Source organism: Streptomyces sp. NPDC056580 (assembly GCF_042793175.1).
Taxonomy (GTDB): Bacteria; Actinomycetota; Actinomycetes; order Streptomycetales; family Streptomycetaceae; genus Streptomyces.
In genome coordinates, this window is record NZ_JBHTVE010000011.1 from 88,888 (window position 1) to 104,358 (window position 15,471).

Sequence of the window (15,471 nt, forward strand, 5' to 3'; positions counted from 1 at the left end):
GCCGCGGCTGAGGTCCGGTTGTCCCGCGATCTCGCCGACCAGGCATGCCGTGCACTGCGGCTTCACTCCAGAGCCTAGTCCCCCATGTGTCACACGTCACTTTGAGCAGGCAACTATTTGCCGCCGTTCCGAAAAAGGTCCCGGGGGGCCGTCCGCCCCCGGCGGCGGGCGCGGGGAACGGCGGCACCGCCCGCGCCCACCGCCCCGAACTGCGGCCCCGGACAACGCCGGAGCCGCTTCCGGTCCGGGTCAGCGGGGGACGCGGACGACGCCCTCCTGGATGACCGAGATGGCCAGCCGGCCGTCCTGGGTGTAGATGCGGGCCTGGCCGAGGCCCCGGCCGCCGTGCGCGGACGGCGACTCCTGGTCGTAGAGCAGCCACTCGTCGGCGCGGAAGGGCCGGTGGAACCACATCGCATGGTCCAGGGACGCCCCGACGACGTCCCCGACCGCCCAGCCGCCGCGGCCGTGCGCGAGCAGCACGGAGTCGAGGAGGGTCATGTCGGAGACATAGGTGGCGAGCACGACGTGCAGCAGGGGGTCGTCGTCGAGCTTGCCGTTGGTGCGGAACCACACCTGGGAGTGCGGTTCGCGCGGCTCGCCGAACCTGCCGTACGGCGGCTCGTCCACGTAGCGCAGGTCGATCGCCTCGCGGGCCTCGAGGAAGCGCTCCACGACCTCGGGCGCGAGATGGGCGTAGCCGCGCATCCGCTCCTGGGAGGTGGGCAGCGTGGCCGGGTCGGGCGCGGCCGGCATGGTGGTCTGGTGGTCGAGCCCCTCCTCGTACGTCTGGAAGGACGCCGAGAGGTGGAAGATCGGCTTGCCGTGCTGCACGGCGACCACCCGTCGGGTGGTGAAGGACCGGCCGTCGCGGATGCGGTCGACGCTGTAGACGATCGGCGCGCCGGGGTCGCCCGGCCGCAGGAAGTACGCGTGCAGGGAGTGGGCCTGCCGGTCGGCGGGGACCGTGCGCCCCGCGGCGACCAGCGCCTGCGCCGCGACCTGCCCGCCGAAGACGCGGGGTACGACCGCGGAGCGGGACCGGCCGCGGAAGATGTCCTCCTCGATCTGCTCGAGGTCGAGCAGATCGAGGAGGTCCTGAAGTGCCTGGCTCATGGGGTGGTTGTACCCGCCGGTGATTGCGCGGACCTTACAGGCCCATGTCCTTGGCGATGATCGTCTTCATGATCTCGCTGGTGCCGCCGTAGATGCGGTTGACGCGGTTGTCCGCGTACAGGCGGGCGATCGGGTACTCGTTCATGTAGCCGTAGCCGCCGTGGAGCTGGAGGCAGCGGTCGATGACGCGGTGCGCGACCTCGGTGCAGAAGAGCTTGGCGGAGGCGGCCTCGGCGGGGGTCAGCTCGCCGGCGTCCAGGGCCTCGGTCGCGCGGTCGGCGACGGCCTCGGCGGCGTCCACCTCGGCCTGGCAGGCGGCCAGCTCGAACTTGGTGTTCTGGAAGTGGGCGACCGGCTTGCCGAAGACGGTGCGCTCCTGGACGTACTGCTTGGCGAACCGGACGGCGGCCTTGGCTTGGGCGTAGGCGCCGAAGGCGATGCCCCAGCGCTCGGAGGCCAGGTTGTGGCCGAGGTAGTAGAAGCCCTTGTTCTCCTCGCCGAGGAGGTCCTCGACGGGTACCTTGACGTCGACGAAGGCCAGTTCGGCGGTGTCGGACGTGCGCAGGCCCAGCTTGTCCAGCTTGCGGCCGATGGAGTAGCCCTCGGACTTGGTGTCCACGGCGAACAGGGAGATGCCGTGGCGGCGGTCCTCGGCGGTCGGCGCGGAGGTCCGGGCGCAGACGATCACCTTGTCGGCGTGCACACCGCCGGTGATGAAGGTCTTGGCGCCGTTGAGGACGTAGTGCGTGCCGTCCTCGGAGAGCTTGGCGGTGGTCTTCATGCCCGCGAGGTCGGAGCCGGTGCCGGGCTCGGTCATCGCGATGGCCCACATCTCCTCGCCGGTGACGAACTTCGGCAGGAAACGCTTCTTCTGCTCGTCCGTGGCCAGCATCTTGATGTACGGCAGCGCGAGCAGCACGTGCACGCCGGAGCCGCCGAACTGCACGCCGGCGCGGGCGGTCTCCTCGTAGAGGACGGCCTCGAACTTGTGGCTGTCCATACCCGCGCCGCCGAACTCCTCGGGCACGTTGATCCCGAAGATGCCCAGCTCGCCGAGCTTGTAGTAGAAGTCGCGCGGCGCCTGGCCGGCGGCGAACCACTCGTCGTAGACGGGGACGACCTCGGCCTCGATGAAGGCGCGAAGGGTCTCCCGGAACGCCTCGTGATCCTCGTTGAACACCGTACGGCGCACGACCGCCACCTCCACGTACCTCGGCATGACATTCGGGCATGTCTAAGCGCTTGCTCAGAGCCAAGATACTGGCGGGTACGTTCAGCCGTCCAGGGTGACCTTGACCACCCGCCGGCCGGCGGCGCCCCCGAGCCTCAGCCCTCGGCCGCCCCGGCCGCCCCGAAGGCCCCCCGGGCCATCCGGTGCAGCAGGGCCGCCGTGGCGGCGCGGCCCGGCAGGGTGCCGGCGCGGCCGAGGTGCGGGGTGGAGTTGAGCAGGCCGAAGACCGAGTGGACCGCGGAGCGGGCGCTGGGCTCGGTCAGTCCGGGGTAGACCTCGCGCACCACCTCGACCCACAGCTCCACGTACTGCCGCTGCAGCTGCCGCACCAGCTTGCGGTCGCTGTCGCGCAGCCGGTCCAGCTCGCGGTCGTGCAGGGTGATCAGGGGGCGGTCGTCGAGGGCGAAGTCGATGTGGCCCTCGATGAGCGAGTCGAGGACCCGTGCGGCCCCGGTCCCCCCGCCGGCCTCGGCCAGGCGCCGCTTGGCGCCGGTCAGCAGCCGGCCGCTGATGCCGACCAGCAGCTCCGCGAGCATCGCGTCCTTGCCCGGGAAGTGGCGGTACAGGCCGGGGCCGCTGATGCCGACCGCGGCGCCTATCTCGTCAACCCCGACACCGTGGAAGCCGCGCTCGGCGAAGAGCCGGGCAGCCTCCTTGAGGATCTGCTCGCGGCGGGTGGGGGCGTCGGTTCTGGTGGCCATGCCGCTAATTCTAGACAGCGAGGTTAGCGGTCGTTAACCTGAGTGAAATGGTTAACGCTCATTAACAGTCACCACTGGGTGAGGGGACCGCAAGGATGCAAGAGGCACCGGAGCTTCACAGCGCGGCCGATCCCGCGTCGGAGGCCTGGCGGGCCAATGAACAGGCTCATCTCGCACTCGCCGGGGAACTGCGCGGCAAACTGGCCGCCGCCGCGCTCGGCGGGGGCGAGAAGGCGCGGGCCCGGCACACCGCGCGCGGCAAACTGCTGCCGCGGGACCGGGTGGACACACTGCTCGACCCGGGCTCGCCCTTCCTGGAGCTGGCTCCCCTCGCGGCCGACGGGATGTACGACGGGCAGGCGCCGGCCGCCGGCGTGATCGCCGGGATCGGCCGGGTCAGCGGGCGCGAGTGCGTGATCGTCGCGAACGACGCCACCGTCAAGGGCGGCACGTACTACCCGATGACGGTGAAGAAGCACCTGCGCGCGCAGGAGGTCGCCCTCGACAACCGGCTGCCCTGCGTCTACCTCGTCGACTCCGGCGGGGCGTTCCTGCCGATGCAGGACGAGGTGTTCCCGGACCGCGAGCACTTCGGGCGCATCTTCTACAACCAGGCGCGCATGTCCGGCGCCGGCATCCCGCAGATCGCGGCCGTCCTCGGCTCCTGCACGGCCGGCGGGGCGTACGTGCCGGCGATGAGCGACGAGGCGGTGATCGTCCGCAACCAGGGCACGATCTTCCTGGGCGGCCCGCCGCTGGTGAAGGCGGCCACCGGCGAGGTCGTGACCGCCGAGGAGCTGGGCGGCGGCGAGGTGCACTCCCGGATCTCCGGGGTCACCGACCACCTCGCCGAGGACGACGCGCACGCCCTGCGGATCGTGCGGAACATCGTCGCCACGCTGCCCGCGCGGCAGTCCCTCCCCTGGGAGGTCACCCCGGCCGTGGAGCCCAAGGTCGACCCGGCCGGGCTGTACGGCGCCGTCCCGGTGGACTCCCGCACCCCCTACGACGTGCGCGAGATCATCGCGCGCGTGGTCGACGGCTCACGGTTCGCCGAGTTCAAGGCCGAGTTCGGGCAGACCCTGGTCACCGGCTTCGCCCGGATCCACGGCCACCCGGTCGGGATCGTCGCCAACAACGGCATCCTGTTCTCGGAGTCCGCCCAGAAGGGCGCCCACTTCATCGAGCTGTGCGACCAGCGCGGCATCCCGCTGCTGTTCCTGCAGAACATCTCCGGCTTCATGGTCGGCCGGGACTACGAGGCGGGCGGCATCGCCAAGCACGGCGCCAAGATGGTCACGGCGGTGGCCTGCACCCGCGTGCCGAAGCTGACCGTCGTGGTCGGCGGTTCGTACGGCGCCGGCAACTACTCGATGTGCGGCCGGGCCTACTCCCCCCGCTTCCTGTGGATGTGGCCCAACGCCAAGATCTCCGTCATGGGCGGCGAGCAGGCCGCCTCCGTGCTCGCCACGGTCAAGCGGGACCAGATGCAGGCGCGCGGCGAGCAGTGGCCCGCCGACGACGAGGAGGCCTTCAAGGCCCCGATCCGCGCCCAGTACGAGAGCCAGGGCAACGCCTACTACGCCACCGCCCGTCTGTGGGACGACGGCGTGATCGACCCGATGGAGACCCGTCAGGTGCTGGGACTCGCCCTGACGGCCTGCGCCAACGCGCCGCTGGGAGACCCCCAGTTCGGCGTCTTCCGGATGTGAGGAGGGGAACCGTGTTCGACACAGTGCTGGTGGCCAACCGGGGCGAGATCGCCGTACGCGTCATCCGTACGCTGCGCTCGCTGGGCGTCCGCTCGGTGGCGGTCTTCTCCGACGCCGACGCCGACGCGCGGCACGTCCGGGAGGCCGACACCGCGGTACGGATCGGTCCGGCGCCCGCGGCCGAGAGCTACCTGTCGGTGGAGCGGCTGCTGGAGGCCGCCGCCCGCACCGGCGCCCAGGCCGTCCACCCCGGCTACGGCTTCCTCGCCGAGAACGCCGGTTTCGCGCGTGCCTGCGAGGAGGCGGGACTTGTCTTCATCGGCCCGCCCGCGGACGCGATCGCCCTCATGGGCGACAAGATCCGCGCCAAGGAGACGGTGGAGGCGGCCGGGGTGCCGGTCGTGCCGGGCTCCAGCGGCAGCGGCCTCACGGACGCCGAACTGGCGGACGCCGCGCGCGGGATCGGGGCGCCCGTGCTGCTCAAGCCCTCGGCGGGCGGCGGCGGCAAGGGCATGCGGCTGGTGCGGGACGTGTCCGTGCTGGAGGAGGAGATCGCGGCCGCCCGCCGCGAGGCCCGCGCCTCCTTCGGCGACGACACCCTGCTGGTGGAGCGGTGGGTCGACCGCCCCCGGCACATCGAGATCCAGGTGCTGGCCGACGGGCACGGCAACGTCGTCCACCTCGGCGAGCGCGAGTGCTCGCTGCAGCGGCGGCACCAGAAGATCATCGAGGAGGCGCCGAGCGTGCTCCTGGACGAGGCCACCCGGGCCGCGATGGGCGAGGCGGCCGCACAGGCGGCCCGCAGCTGCGGCTACCGGGGCGCGGGCACGGTGGAGTTCATCGTGCCGGGCGGCGACCCCTCGTCGTACTACTTCATGGAGATGAACACCCGCCTGCAGGTGGAGCACCCGGTCACGGAGCTCATCACCGGGCTGGACCTGGTGGAGTGGCAGCTCCGGGTGGCGGCCGGGGAACGGCTGGGCTTCGCGCAGCAGGACGTCCGGCTGACCGGGCACGCGGTGGAGGCCCGGATCTGCGCCGAGGACCCGGCGCGCGGCTTCCTGCCCTCCGGCGGCACGGTGCGCCTGCTGCACGAGCCCCAGGGCGACGGCGTGCGCACCGACTCGGGGCTCAGCGAGGGCACCGCGGTGGGCAGCCTCTACGACCCGATGCTGTCCAAGGTGATCGCCTACGGCCCCGACCGGGAGACGGCGCTGCGCAGGCTGCGCTCCGCACTCGCCGAGACCGTCACGCTGGGCGTGCAGACCAACGCGGGCTTCCTGCGGCGGCTGCTGGCACACCCGGCGGTGGTGGCCGGCGAGCTGGACACCGGTCTTGTGGAGCGGGTGGTCGACGAGCTGGTCCCCGGGGACGTGCCGGAGGAGGTGTACGAGGCGGCGGCGGCGGTGCGGCTGGACGCGCTGCGGCCGGCCGGCGAGGGCTGGGTGGACCCCTTCTCGGTGCCGAGCGGCTGGCGCCTGGGCGGCACGCCCAGGCGGCCCGTCGTCCACCTGCGTGCGCAGGAACCGGTCGCGTACACCCCGCGCGGCGCCCACAGCGTCGCCGGCGACCGGGTGTCCGTCACCCTCGACGGCGTCCGGCACACCTTCCGCCGGGCCGGTGACTGGCTCGGCCGCGAGGGCGACGCCTGGCAGGTGCGCGACCACGACCCGGTGGAGGCCTCCCTGAGCCGGTCGGCGCACGCGGGCGCCGACTCGCTCACCGCGCCCATGCCGGGCACGGTGACCGTGGTGAAGGTCGCCGTCGGCGACGAGGTCACGGCCGGGCAGAGCCTGCTGGTGGTCGAGGCGATGAAGATGGAGCACGTCGTCTCCGCCCCGCACGCCGGCACGGTCGCCGAACTGGACGTGACCCCCGGCTCCACGGTCGCCATGGACCAGGTGCTGGCCGTCATCGCACCCAAGGAGGAGGCGTAAGTGAGCGCCGATCGGCTGCCCATGATGGTACCGGCCCAGGACCTGCCCTCGCGGGTGCGGATCCACGAGGTCGGCGCGCGCGACGGGCTGCAGAACGAGAAGACCTCCGTGCCGACGGCGGTGAAGGCGGAGTTCATCCGCCGCCTGGCCGGCGCCGGCCTGACGACCGTCGAGGCGACCAGCTTCGTGCACCCCAAGTGGGTGCCCCAGCTCGCCGACGCCGAGCAGCTGTTCCCGCTCGTCTCGGACCTCGGCGTCGAGCTGCCGGTGCTGGTGCCGAACCAGCGCGGTCTGGAGCGGGCCCTGTCGCTCGGCGCCCGCCGGATCGCGGTGTTCGCCAGCGCCACGGAGTCCTTCGCCAAGGCCAACCTCAACCGCACCGTGGACGAGTCGCTGGCCGTGTTCGAACCGGTGGTGCGGCAGGCGAAGGACGCCGGCGCACACGTGCGCGGCTACGTGTCGATGTGCTTCGGCGACCCCTGGGAGGGCGCCGTCCCGCTCCACCAGGTGGTCCGCGTCTGCCGGGCGCTGCGCGACATGGGCTGCGACGAGCTGAGCCTCGGCGACACCATCGGCGTGGCCACCCCGGGCCATGTCCTCGAACTGCTCGCGCTGCTGAACGAGGAGGGCGTGCCGACGAACGTGCTCGGCGTCCACTTCCACGACACCTACGGCCAGGCGCTCGCGAACACCTACGCGGCGCTGGAGCACGGGGTGACGACGGTCGACGCGTCCGCCGGGGGCCTCGGCGGCTGCCCGTACGCGAAGTCCGCCACCGGCAATCTCGCCACCGAAGACCTCGTCTGGATGCTGCACGGCCTCGGCATCGAGACCGGGGTCGACCTCGACCGTCTGACCGCCACCAGCGTGTGGATGGCCGAACAGCTGGGCCGACCGAGCCCGTCCCGAACCGTCCGCGCCCTCTCCCACAAGGATCAGTGATCAGCATGGACCACCGCCTCAGCCCCGAGCTGGAGGAACTCCGGCGCACGGTGGAGGAGTTCGCGCACGACGTGGTGGCGCCGAAGATCGGCGACTTCTACGAGCGGCACGAGTTCCCGTACGAGATCGTCCGCGAGATGGGCCGCATGGGCCTGTTCGGGCTGCCGTTCCCGGAGGAGTACGGCGGCATGGGCGGCGACTACCTGGCACTCGGCATCGCCCTGGAGGAGCTGGCCCGGGTCGACTCCTCGGTGGCCATCACGCTCGAGGCGGGTGTCTCGCTCGGCGCGATGCCGGTCCACCTCTTCGGCACCGAGGAGCAGAAGCGCGAGTGGCTCCCCCGGCTCTGCTCCGGCGAGATGCTGGGCGCCTTCGGCCTCACCGAGCCGGACGGCGGCAGCGACGCCGGCGCCACCCGCACCACGGCCCGCCTGGACCCGGACACGAACGAGTGGGTGATCAACGGCACGAAGTGCTTCATCACCAACTCGGGCACCGACATCACCGGCCTGGTGACGGTCACGGCCGTCACCGGCCGCAAGCCGGACGGCCGGCCGGTGATCTCGGCCATCGTCGTGCCGTCCGGCACGCCCGGATTCACGGTCGCCGCGCCCTACTCCAAGGTCGGCTGGAACGCCTCCGACACCCGTGAACTGTCCTTCCAGGACGTCCGGGTGCCCGCCGCCAACCTGCTCGGCGAGGAGGGCCGGGGCTACGCGCAGTTCCTGCGCATCCTCGACGAGGGCCGCATCGCCATCGCGGCGCTCGCCACCGGCCTGGCCCAGGGCTGTGTGGACGAGTCGGTGAAGTACGCCAAGGAGCGCCACGCCTTCGGCCGGCCGATCGGCGCCAACCAGGCCATCCAGTTCAAGATCGCGGACATGGAGATGAAGGCCCACACCGCCCGTCTGGCCTGGCGCGACGCCGCCTACCGGCTGGTGGCCGGCGAACCCTTCAAGAAGGAGGCGGCCATGGCCAAGCTGTACTCCTCAACCGTCGCCGTGGACAACGCCCGCGACGCCACCCAGGTGCACGGCGGCTACGGCTTCATGAACGAGTACCCGGTGGCCCGGATGTGGCGCGACTCCAAGATCCTGGAGATCGGCGAGGGCACCAGCGAGGTGCAGCGGATGCTGGTGGCCCGCGAGTTGGGCCTGATCGGCTGACGGTCCCAGCGCTCACGGGGACGCGGGGCGGCGGGCGGACCCGTCCGTTCGCCGCCCCGCGTTCGCGCTGCTGACGGGGTGTCGGCGGCGGCCCCCGCCCCCTGGACATTCACTGAGGTTAGGCTAACCTACCTTCGAACTGTCCGGCGGGCGGCCACGCCCCGGTCGAAAGCAGCCATACCCATGCCCCATGCCCGTTCCACCCACTTCACCCGCCGCGGCCTGCTCGCCGCGGGCGGTGTCCTCGGACTCGGCGCCGCGCTCGCGGCCTGCGGTGACGACCAGGGCGAAGAGGCGGGGTCCGAGGGGCAGGCCAAGGGCGGCAGGTCCGGCGCCTGGAGCTTCACGGACGACCGCGGCACCACGGTGAGACTGGACGAGGTCCCCGCGAACATCGTCGCGTTCACCGGCGCCGCCGCCGCGCTGTACGACTACGGCATCCGGGTCAAGGGCGTCTTCGGCCCGACGAAGACCACCGCGGGCAAGGCCGACGTCCAGGCCGGCGACATGGACATCAGCAAGGTGACGGTCCTCGGCAACACCTGGGGCCAGTTCAACATCGAGAAGTACGCGGCCCTCGCGCCCGACGCGCTCATCAGCACCATGTTCGACGACGCCGGCACCCTCTGGTACGTCCCCGAGGAGTCGAAGAAGAAGATCGCCCAGCTCGCGCCCAGCGTCGGCGTCTCGGTCTACGACCGTCAGCTCACCCAGCCGCTCGAACGCATGTGGAAGCTGGCCGAGTCGCTCGGCGCGGACATGAAGGCCGCGAAGGCGACGGACGCCAGGAAGCGGTTCGAGGAGGCCTCGGCCCGGCTGCGCGCCGCCGCCAAGGCCAAGCCCGGCATCAAGGTGATGGCCGGCTCCGCAAGCGACCAGCTCTTCTACGTCTCCGGCACCAACCTCTCCATCGACCTGGAGTACTTCAAGGCCCTCGGCGTCAACTTCGTCGAGCCCCCGGAGAGCGCCAAGAAGCGGGGCGGCGGCTGGTACGAGTCGCTGAGCTGGGAGAACGTCGACAAGTACCAGGCCGACATCATCATGATGGACGACCGCACCTCCGCCATCCAGCCGGCCGACATCACCAAGGCCACCTGGAGGAAACTGCCCGCGGTCAAGGCGGGCCAGGTCATCGCCCGCTCCCCCGAGCCGATCCTGTCCTACGACAAGTGCGTGCCGCTGCTCACCGGCCTGGCCGAGGCGCTGGAGAAGGCCGAGAAGGTCGGCTAGCTCCCCCCTCTTCCTGAACGGCAACCTCAGGAGCACCCATGACGACGGCCGTAGCCGCCCCGTTCCGTTTCTTCTCCCTCCAGGTCGTACGGACGAGGCGGCTCGGGCCGTCCCTGGCCCGGGTCACCTTCGCCGATGACGATCTGCGCGCTGGTGGCAGGGCCGGCGTGAACTGCCGGACGACGTCCGGGCCGTGATGCGCGGCGTCACCTTGTCGGCTACTGGCGGCAGGGCATGACGGAGGAACAGCTGCGCGCGGCTGAGTAACTCCCCCTGAAAGTGGCCCCGGCCACGGAAGAGGCGTATCTCGAACCAGCAAACTTAGGTTAGGCTAACCTAAGCTTCTCGCCACGGACAGTCCCCTCGGAGGGCCCCCACATGCGCTCGCACCTGCTCAATGGCCTCACAGCGGAGCACTACCGCCGCTCCGTGACCGAAGGAGTCGAGCGGGTGGCGGCCAAACTCGCCACCACTGAGCGGCCGTTCACCGGTGTAACCGTCGACGGCCTCGCCCCCCGGATCGACGGAATCGACCTCGACCGGCCGCTCGGCGACACCGCCGCGGTGCTGGACGAGCTGGAGGAGGTCTACCTCCGCGACGCGGTGTACTTCCACCACCCCCGCTACCTCGCCCACCTCAACTGCCCGGTGGTCATCCCGGCGGTGCTCGGCGAAGCGGTGCTCTCCGCCGTCAACTCCTCCCTCGACACCTGGGACCAGTCGGCCGGCGGCACCCTCATCGAGCGCAGGCTCGTCGACTGGACGGCCGCCCGTATCGGCCTCGGCCCGGGCGCCGACGGCGTGTTCACCTCCGGCGGCACCCAGTCCAACCTCCAGGCGCTGCTGCTGGCCCGGGAGGAGGCCAAGAGCGACAGCCTCGGCGAACTGCGGATCTTCGCCTCCGAGGCCAGTCACTTCAGCGTCCGCAAGTCCGCGAAACTGCTCGGCCTGGGCCCGGACTCCGTCGTCACCGTCCCCGTCGGCCACGACAAGCGGATGCAGACCGTGGCGCTCGCCCACGAGCTGGAGCGCTGCGCCCAGGACGGCCTGGTGCCCATGGCGGTCGTCGCGACCGCCGGAACCACCGACTTCGGCTCCATCGACCCGCTGCCCGAGATCGCCGGGCTGTGCGCCCAGTACGGCGTGTGGATGCACGTGGACGCCGCCTACGGCTGCGGACTGCTCGCCTCGCTGAAGTACCGGGACCGCATCGACGGCATCGAGCGCGCCGACTCGGTGACCGTCGACTACCACAAGTCCTTCTTCCAGCCGGTGAGTTCCTCCGCCGTGCTGGTCCGGGACGCGGCCACGCTGCGGCACGCCACCTACCACGCGGAGTACCTCAACCCCCGCCGCATGGCGCAGGAGCACATCCCCAACCAGGTCGACAAGTCCCTGCAGACCACCCGCCGTTTCGACGCCCTCAAGCTGTGGCTGACGCTGCGCACCATGGGCGCGGACGGCATCGGGCAGCTCTTCGACGAGGTCTGCGAACTGGCCCGGGAGGGCTGGCGGCTGCTGGCCGGCGACCCCCGCTACGACGTGGTCGTCGAACCCACCCTGTCCACCCTCGTCTTCCGCTACGTCCCGGCGGCGGTCACCGACCCGGACGAGATCGACCGCGCCAACCTGCACGCCCGCAAGGCCCTGTTCGCCTCCGGCGACGCGGTGGTCGCGGGCACCGAGGTCGGCGGCCGCCACTACCTGAAGTTCACCCTGCTCAACCCCGAGACGACGGCGGCCGACATCGCGGCCGTCCTGGACCTGATCGCCGGCCACGCCGAGCAGTACCTGGGAGAGTCCCTTGACCGCGCGTCCTGAAGCCCCTGCGGCGCCCTACGACTTCGTGGGGATCGGGCTCGGCCCCTTCAACCTGGGCCTCGCCTGCCTGACCGAGCCGATCGCCGAACTGAACGGCGTCTTCCTGGACTCCAAGCCCGACTTCGAGTGGCACGCCGGCATGTTCCTGGACGGCGCCCACCTGCAGACCCCGTTCATGTCGGACCTGGTCACCCTGGCCGACCCCACCTCGCCGTACTCCTTCCTCAACTACCTGAAGGAGAAGGGCAGGCTGTACCCGTTCTACATCCGGGAGAACTTCTACCCGCTGCGCGTCGAGTACGACGACTACTGCCGCTGGGCGGCCGGCAAGCTCGGCAGCGTCCGCTTCGGCACCACGGTCACCGAGGTGCGTCACGAGCACGGGCTGTACGCCGTCCGCACCGCGGCCGGCGAGACGTTCCGCGCCCGGCACCTGGTCCTCGGCACGGGCACGGTCCCGTTCGTCCCCGAGGCGTGCCGGGACCTCGGCGACGACGTCGTCCACACCTCCCAGTACACGCACCGCAAGGCCGACCTGCAGGCCCGCCGGTCCGTCACGATCGTCGGCAGCGGCCAGAGCGCGGCCGAGATCTACCACGAGCTGCTGGCCGAGATCGACGTGCACGGCTACGAGCTCAACTGGGTCACCCGCTCCCCCAGGTTCTTCCCGCTGGAGTACACCAAGCTGACCCTGGAGATGACGTCCCCGGACTACATCGACTACTTCCGCGCGCTGCCCGAGGAGACCCGCTACCGGCTGGAGAAGCAGCAGAAGGGCCTGTTCAAGGGCATCAACTCGGACCTGATCGACTCGATCTTCGACCTGCTCTACCAGAAGGACGTGGAGAGCGGCGACCGCCCGGTGCCCACGAGGCTGCTCACCAACTCCACGCTGACCGCGGCCCGCCACGAGGACGGCGCGTACACGCTCGGCTTCCACCAGGACGAGCAGGACAAGGACTTCGAGATCCGCTCCGAGGGTCTGGTGCTGGCCACCGGCTACCACTACCGGCCGCCGGACTTCCTGGAACCGGTGCGCGACCGCCTGCGCTACGACGGCCACGGCCGCTTCGACGTCGCCCGCAACTACGCCATCGACGTCACCGGCCGCGGTGTCTTCCTGCAGAACGCCGGCCTCCACACGCACAGCATCACCAGCCCCGACCTGGGCATGGGCGCGTACCGGAACGCGTACATCATCCGTGAACTGCTCGGCGCTGAGTACTACCCGGTCGAGAAGACCATCGCCTTCCAGGAGTTCGCCGTATGACCAGCGACACCCTCACCTTCTCCCTCCGGCCGCTCGACCCGCTGGAGGACGCCGGCCTGCTGCACGGCTGGGTCACGCATCCCAAGGCGGCGTTCTGGATGATGCAGGACGCGAGGCTCCAGGACGTCGAGCGGGCCTACATGGAGATCGCGGCCGACGAGCACCACCACGCCCTCCTCGGACTGCGCGACGGGGAGCCCGTCTTCCTGATGGAGAAGTACGACCCGGCCCACCGCGAGCTGGTCGGGCTGTACGAGCCGCGGCCGGGCGACGTCGGCATGCACTTCCTCGTCGCCCCCACCGGCAACCCCGTGCACGGCTTCACCCGGGCCGTCATCACCGCCGTGATGAAGCACCTCTTCGAGGACCCGGCGACCATGCGGGTCGTGGTCGAGCCCGATGTGGACAACAAGGCGGTGCACGCCCTGAACGAGGCGGTCGGGTTCGTGCCCGAGCGCGTGATCCGCAAGCCGGAGAAGAAGGCGTTGCTCAGCTTCTGCAGGCGGGAGCGGTTCCTGAAGGCGGTGTCCGCGTGAGCCTCGCCGACACCGTCGCCCACCTGACCCCCGAGCGCTGGGAGCGGGCCAACCGGCTGCTGGTGCGCAAGGCCCTCGCGGAGTTCGCCCACGAGCGGCTGCTCACCCCGGAGGAGGACGGCGACCGCTACGTCGTCCGCAGCGACGACGGGCTCACCCGGTACCGGTTCGCCGCCGTCCGCCGCGCCCTCGACCACTGGCAGGTCGACGCCGAGTCGATCACCCGGCACCGCGACGGCGCCGAACTGCCGCTCGACGCGATGGACTTCTGCATCGAGCTGAGGGACTCCCTGGGGCTGAGCGAGGTGATCCTGCCGGTCTACCTGGAGGAGATCTCCTCCACCCTCTCGGGCACCTGCTACAAGCTGGCCAAACCCCGCGTCACCTCCGCGGAGCTGGCGCGCGGCTCCTTCCAGGACATCGAGACCGGGATGACCGAGGGGCACCCCTGCTTCGTCGCCAACAACGGGCGGCTCGGCTTCGGCGTCCACGAGTACCTGGCGTACGCCCCGGAGACCGCGAGCCCCGTCCGGCTGGTGTGGCTGGCCGCGCACCGCTCGCGGGCCGCGTTCACGGCGGGCGCCGGGATCGAGTACGAGTCCTTCCTGCGGGCGGAACTGGGCGAGGAGACCCTGGAGCGGTTCCGCGCCACCCTCACCGGCCGGGGGCTCGACCCCGCCGAGTACCTGATGGTCCCGGTGCACCCCTGGCAGTGGTGGAACAAGCTCAGCGTCACCTTCGCCGCCGAGGTGGCCCGCCGGAACCTGGTGTGCCTGGGCGAGGGCGACGACGAGTACCTGGCCCAGCAGTCCGTACGGACCTTCTTCAACACCTCCGACCCGCGACGGCACTACGTGAAGACGGCCCTGTCGGTCCTCAACATGGGCTTCATGCGAGGGCTGTCGGCCGCCTACATGGAGGCGACCCCGGCGATCAACGACTGGCTGGCGAAGCTCATAGAGAACGATCCCGTGCTGAAGTCCACGGGTCTGTCGATCATCCGGGAGCGGGCGGCCGTCGGCTACCGGCACCTGGAGTACGAGCGGGCCACCGACCGTTACTCGCCCTACCGGAAGATGCTGGCCGCGCTCTGGCGGGAGAGCCCGGTGCCGTCCCTGCGCGAGGGCGAGTCACTGGCCACCATGGCCTCGCTGCTGCACGTCGACGACGCGGGCGCCTCCTTCGCGGGCGCGCTGGTCGAACGCTCCGGCCTCCCGCCCGCCGAGTGGCTGCGGCACTACCTGCGGGCCTACTTCACCCCGCTGCTGCACAGCTTCTACGCCTACGACCTGGCGTACATGCCGCACGGCGAGAACGTCATCCTGGTCCTGCGGGACGGCGTGGTGGAACGCGCGATCTTCAAGGACATCGCCGAGGAGATCGTCGTCATGGACCCCGACGCGGTGCTGCCGCCCGAGGTGCGGCGGATCCGTGTCGAGGTGCCCGAGGACCACAAGCTGCTGTCGGTCTTCACGGACGTCTTCGACTGCTTCTTCCGGTTCCTCGCGGCGGACCTCGCCGCCGAGGGGATCCTGGCGGAGGACGACTTCTGGCGCACGGTGGCCGAGGTCACGCGCGAGTACCAGCGGGCGACGCCCGAACTGGCCGACCGGTTCGAGCGGTACGACGTGTTCGCCCCCCGGTTCGCGCTGTCCTGCCTCAACCGGCTCCAGCTCCGCGACAACCGGCAGATGGTGGACCTCGCCGACCCGTCCGGCGCGCTCCAGCTCGTGGGGCACCTGGACAACCCGGTCGCCGGGTTCTGACGCCCCGAAGGACGGACGGGCGGCCCGCGGTACGGTCCCGCGG

12 protein-coding genes and 1 pseudogene are annotated in these 15,471 nt (G+C 71.0%); 10 read left to right on the plus strand and 3 right to left on the minus strand.

Features of this window, described 5'->3' with window-relative positions; all coding sequences use genetic code 11:
- Positions 1 to 249: 249 nt before the first annotated feature.
- The 3 genes from tesB to ACFQ9Z_RS24770 form a co-directional block, all read right to left on the minus strand.
- Positions 250 to 1,116 carry an acyl-CoA thioesterase II gene (tesB, locus tag ACFQ9Z_RS24760; protein ID WP_383022638.1) on the minus strand — a complete coding sequence of 289 codons (867 nt, stop codon included), beginning with the start codon at positions 1,114 to 1,116 and terminating at the stop codon, positions 250 to 252.
- Between the two features lie 34 nt (positions 1,117 to 1,150).
- Positions 1,151 to 2,308 (minus strand): acyl-CoA dehydrogenase family protein, encoded by a 1,158-nt coding sequence (locus ACFQ9Z_RS24765; RefSeq protein ID WP_351665097.1) that lies wholly within the window; start codon positions 2,306 to 2,308, stop codon positions 1,151 to 1,153.
- Positions 2,309 to 2,442: 134 nt separating this feature from the next.
- Entirely contained in the window at positions 2,443 to 3,048 is a 606-nt protein-coding gene (locus ACFQ9Z_RS24770; RefSeq protein ID WP_383022640.1) for a TetR/AcrR family transcriptional regulator, read from the minus strand.
- 95 nt (positions 3,049 to 3,143) lie between these two features.
- Here ACFQ9Z_RS24770 and ACFQ9Z_RS24775 point away from each other — a divergent pair, with 95 nt between their 5' ends.
- The 10 genes and pseudogenes from ACFQ9Z_RS24775 (at position 3,144) to ACFQ9Z_RS24820 (ending at position 15,428) form a co-directional block, all read left to right on the plus strand.
- Complete coding sequence (locus tag ACFQ9Z_RS24775) at positions 3,144 to 4,760, plus strand: carboxyl transferase domain-containing protein (protein WP_383022643.1); 1,617 nt, start codon at positions 3,144 to 3,146, stop codon at positions 4,758 to 4,760.
- Positions 4,761 to 4,771: 11 nt separating this feature from the next.
- On the plus strand, positions 4,772 to 6,697 hold the full coding sequence (locus tag ACFQ9Z_RS24780; protein ID WP_383022646.1) for an acetyl-CoA carboxylase biotin carboxylase subunit: 1,926 nt from the start codon (positions 4,772 to 4,774) through the stop codon (positions 6,695 to 6,697).
- Between the two features lie 21 nt (positions 6,698 to 6,718).
- A complete protein-coding gene (locus ACFQ9Z_RS24785; protein WP_383023077.1) occupies positions 6,719 to 7,639 on the plus strand; it encodes a hydroxymethylglutaryl-CoA lyase in 921 nt (306 codons plus the stop codon).
- Between the two features lie 5 nt (positions 7,640 to 7,644).
- A complete protein-coding gene (locus ACFQ9Z_RS24790) occupies positions 7,645 to 8,805 on the plus strand; it encodes an acyl-CoA dehydrogenase family protein (RefSeq protein WP_383022648.1) in 1,161 nt (386 codons plus the stop codon).
- 183 nt (positions 8,806 to 8,988) lie between these two features.
- A complete protein-coding gene (locus ACFQ9Z_RS24795; RefSeq protein WP_383022651.1) occupies positions 8,989 to 10,035 on the plus strand; it encodes an ABC transporter substrate-binding protein in 1,047 nt (348 codons plus the stop codon).
- A 38-nt stretch (positions 10,036 to 10,073) separates the two neighbouring features.
- A pseudogene (locus ACFQ9Z_RS24800) lies at positions 10,074 to 10,255 on the plus strand (siderophore-interacting protein); the annotation flags it as partial.
- 158 nt (positions 10,256 to 10,413) lie between these two features.
- Positions 10,414 to 11,856 carry a lysine decarboxylase DesA gene (gene desA / locus ACFQ9Z_RS24805; protein ID WP_383022654.1) on the plus strand — a complete coding sequence of 481 codons (1,443 nt, stop codon included), beginning with the start codon at positions 10,414 to 10,416 and terminating at the stop codon, positions 11,854 to 11,856.
- The gene (locus tag ACFQ9Z_RS24810; protein WP_383022656.1) at positions 11,840 to 13,126 is read left to right on the plus strand and encodes a lysine N(6)-hydroxylase/L-ornithine N(5)-oxygenase family protein; all 1,287 of its coding nucleotides are present in this window, start codon (positions 11,840 to 11,842) and stop codon (positions 13,124 to 13,126) included. Before desA ends, ACFQ9Z_RS24810 begins: the two co-directional genes overlap by 17 nt.
- Complete coding sequence (locus ACFQ9Z_RS24815; RefSeq protein ID WP_383022658.1) at positions 13,123 to 13,662, plus strand: GNAT family N-acetyltransferase; 540 nt, start codon at positions 13,123 to 13,125, stop codon at positions 13,660 to 13,662. The genes ACFQ9Z_RS24810 and ACFQ9Z_RS24815 overlap by 4 nt, the downstream gene beginning before the upstream one ends.
- The gene (locus ACFQ9Z_RS24820; protein ID WP_383022660.1) at positions 13,659 to 15,428 is read left to right on the plus strand and encodes an IucA/IucC family protein; all 1,770 of its coding nucleotides are present in this window, start codon (positions 13,659 to 13,661) and stop codon (positions 15,426 to 15,428) included. Before ACFQ9Z_RS24815 ends, ACFQ9Z_RS24820 begins: the two co-directional genes overlap by 4 nt.
- Positions 15,429 to 15,471: the final 43 nt, after the last annotated feature.

Bases quoted from the DNA above. Each gene is read 5' to 3' on its own strand.
- ACFQ9Z_RS24775 (WP_383022643.1), top strand. From the start codon at position 3,144: ATGCAAGAGGCACCGGAGCTTCACAGCGCGGCCGATCCCGCGTCGGAG.
- ACFQ9Z_RS24790 (WP_383022648.1), top strand. From the start codon at position 7,645: ATGGACCACCGCCTCAGCCCCGAGCTGGAGGAACTCCGGCGCACGGTG.
- ACFQ9Z_RS24795 (WP_383022651.1), top strand. From the start codon at position 8,989: ATGCCCCATGCCCGTTCCACCCACTTCACCCGCCGCGGCCTGCTCGCC.
- desA (WP_383022654.1), top strand. From the start codon at position 10,414: ATGCGCTCGCACCTGCTCAATGGCCTCACAGCGGAGCACTACCGCCGC.
- tesB (WP_383022638.1), bottom strand. From the start codon at position 1,116: ATGAGCCAGGCACTTCAGGACCTCCTCGATCTGCTCGACCTCGAGCAG.
- ACFQ9Z_RS24815 (WP_383022658.1), top strand. From the start codon at position 13,123: ATGACCAGCGACACCCTCACCTTCTCCCTCCGGCCGCTCGACCCGCTG.
- ACFQ9Z_RS24785 (WP_383023077.1), top strand. From the start codon at position 6,719: ATGATGGTACCGGCCCAGGACCTGCCCTCGCGGGTGCGGATCCACGAG.
- ACFQ9Z_RS24770 (WP_383022640.1), bottom strand. From the start codon at position 3,048: ATGGCCACCAGAACCGACGCCCCCACCCGCCGCGAGCAGATCCTCAAG.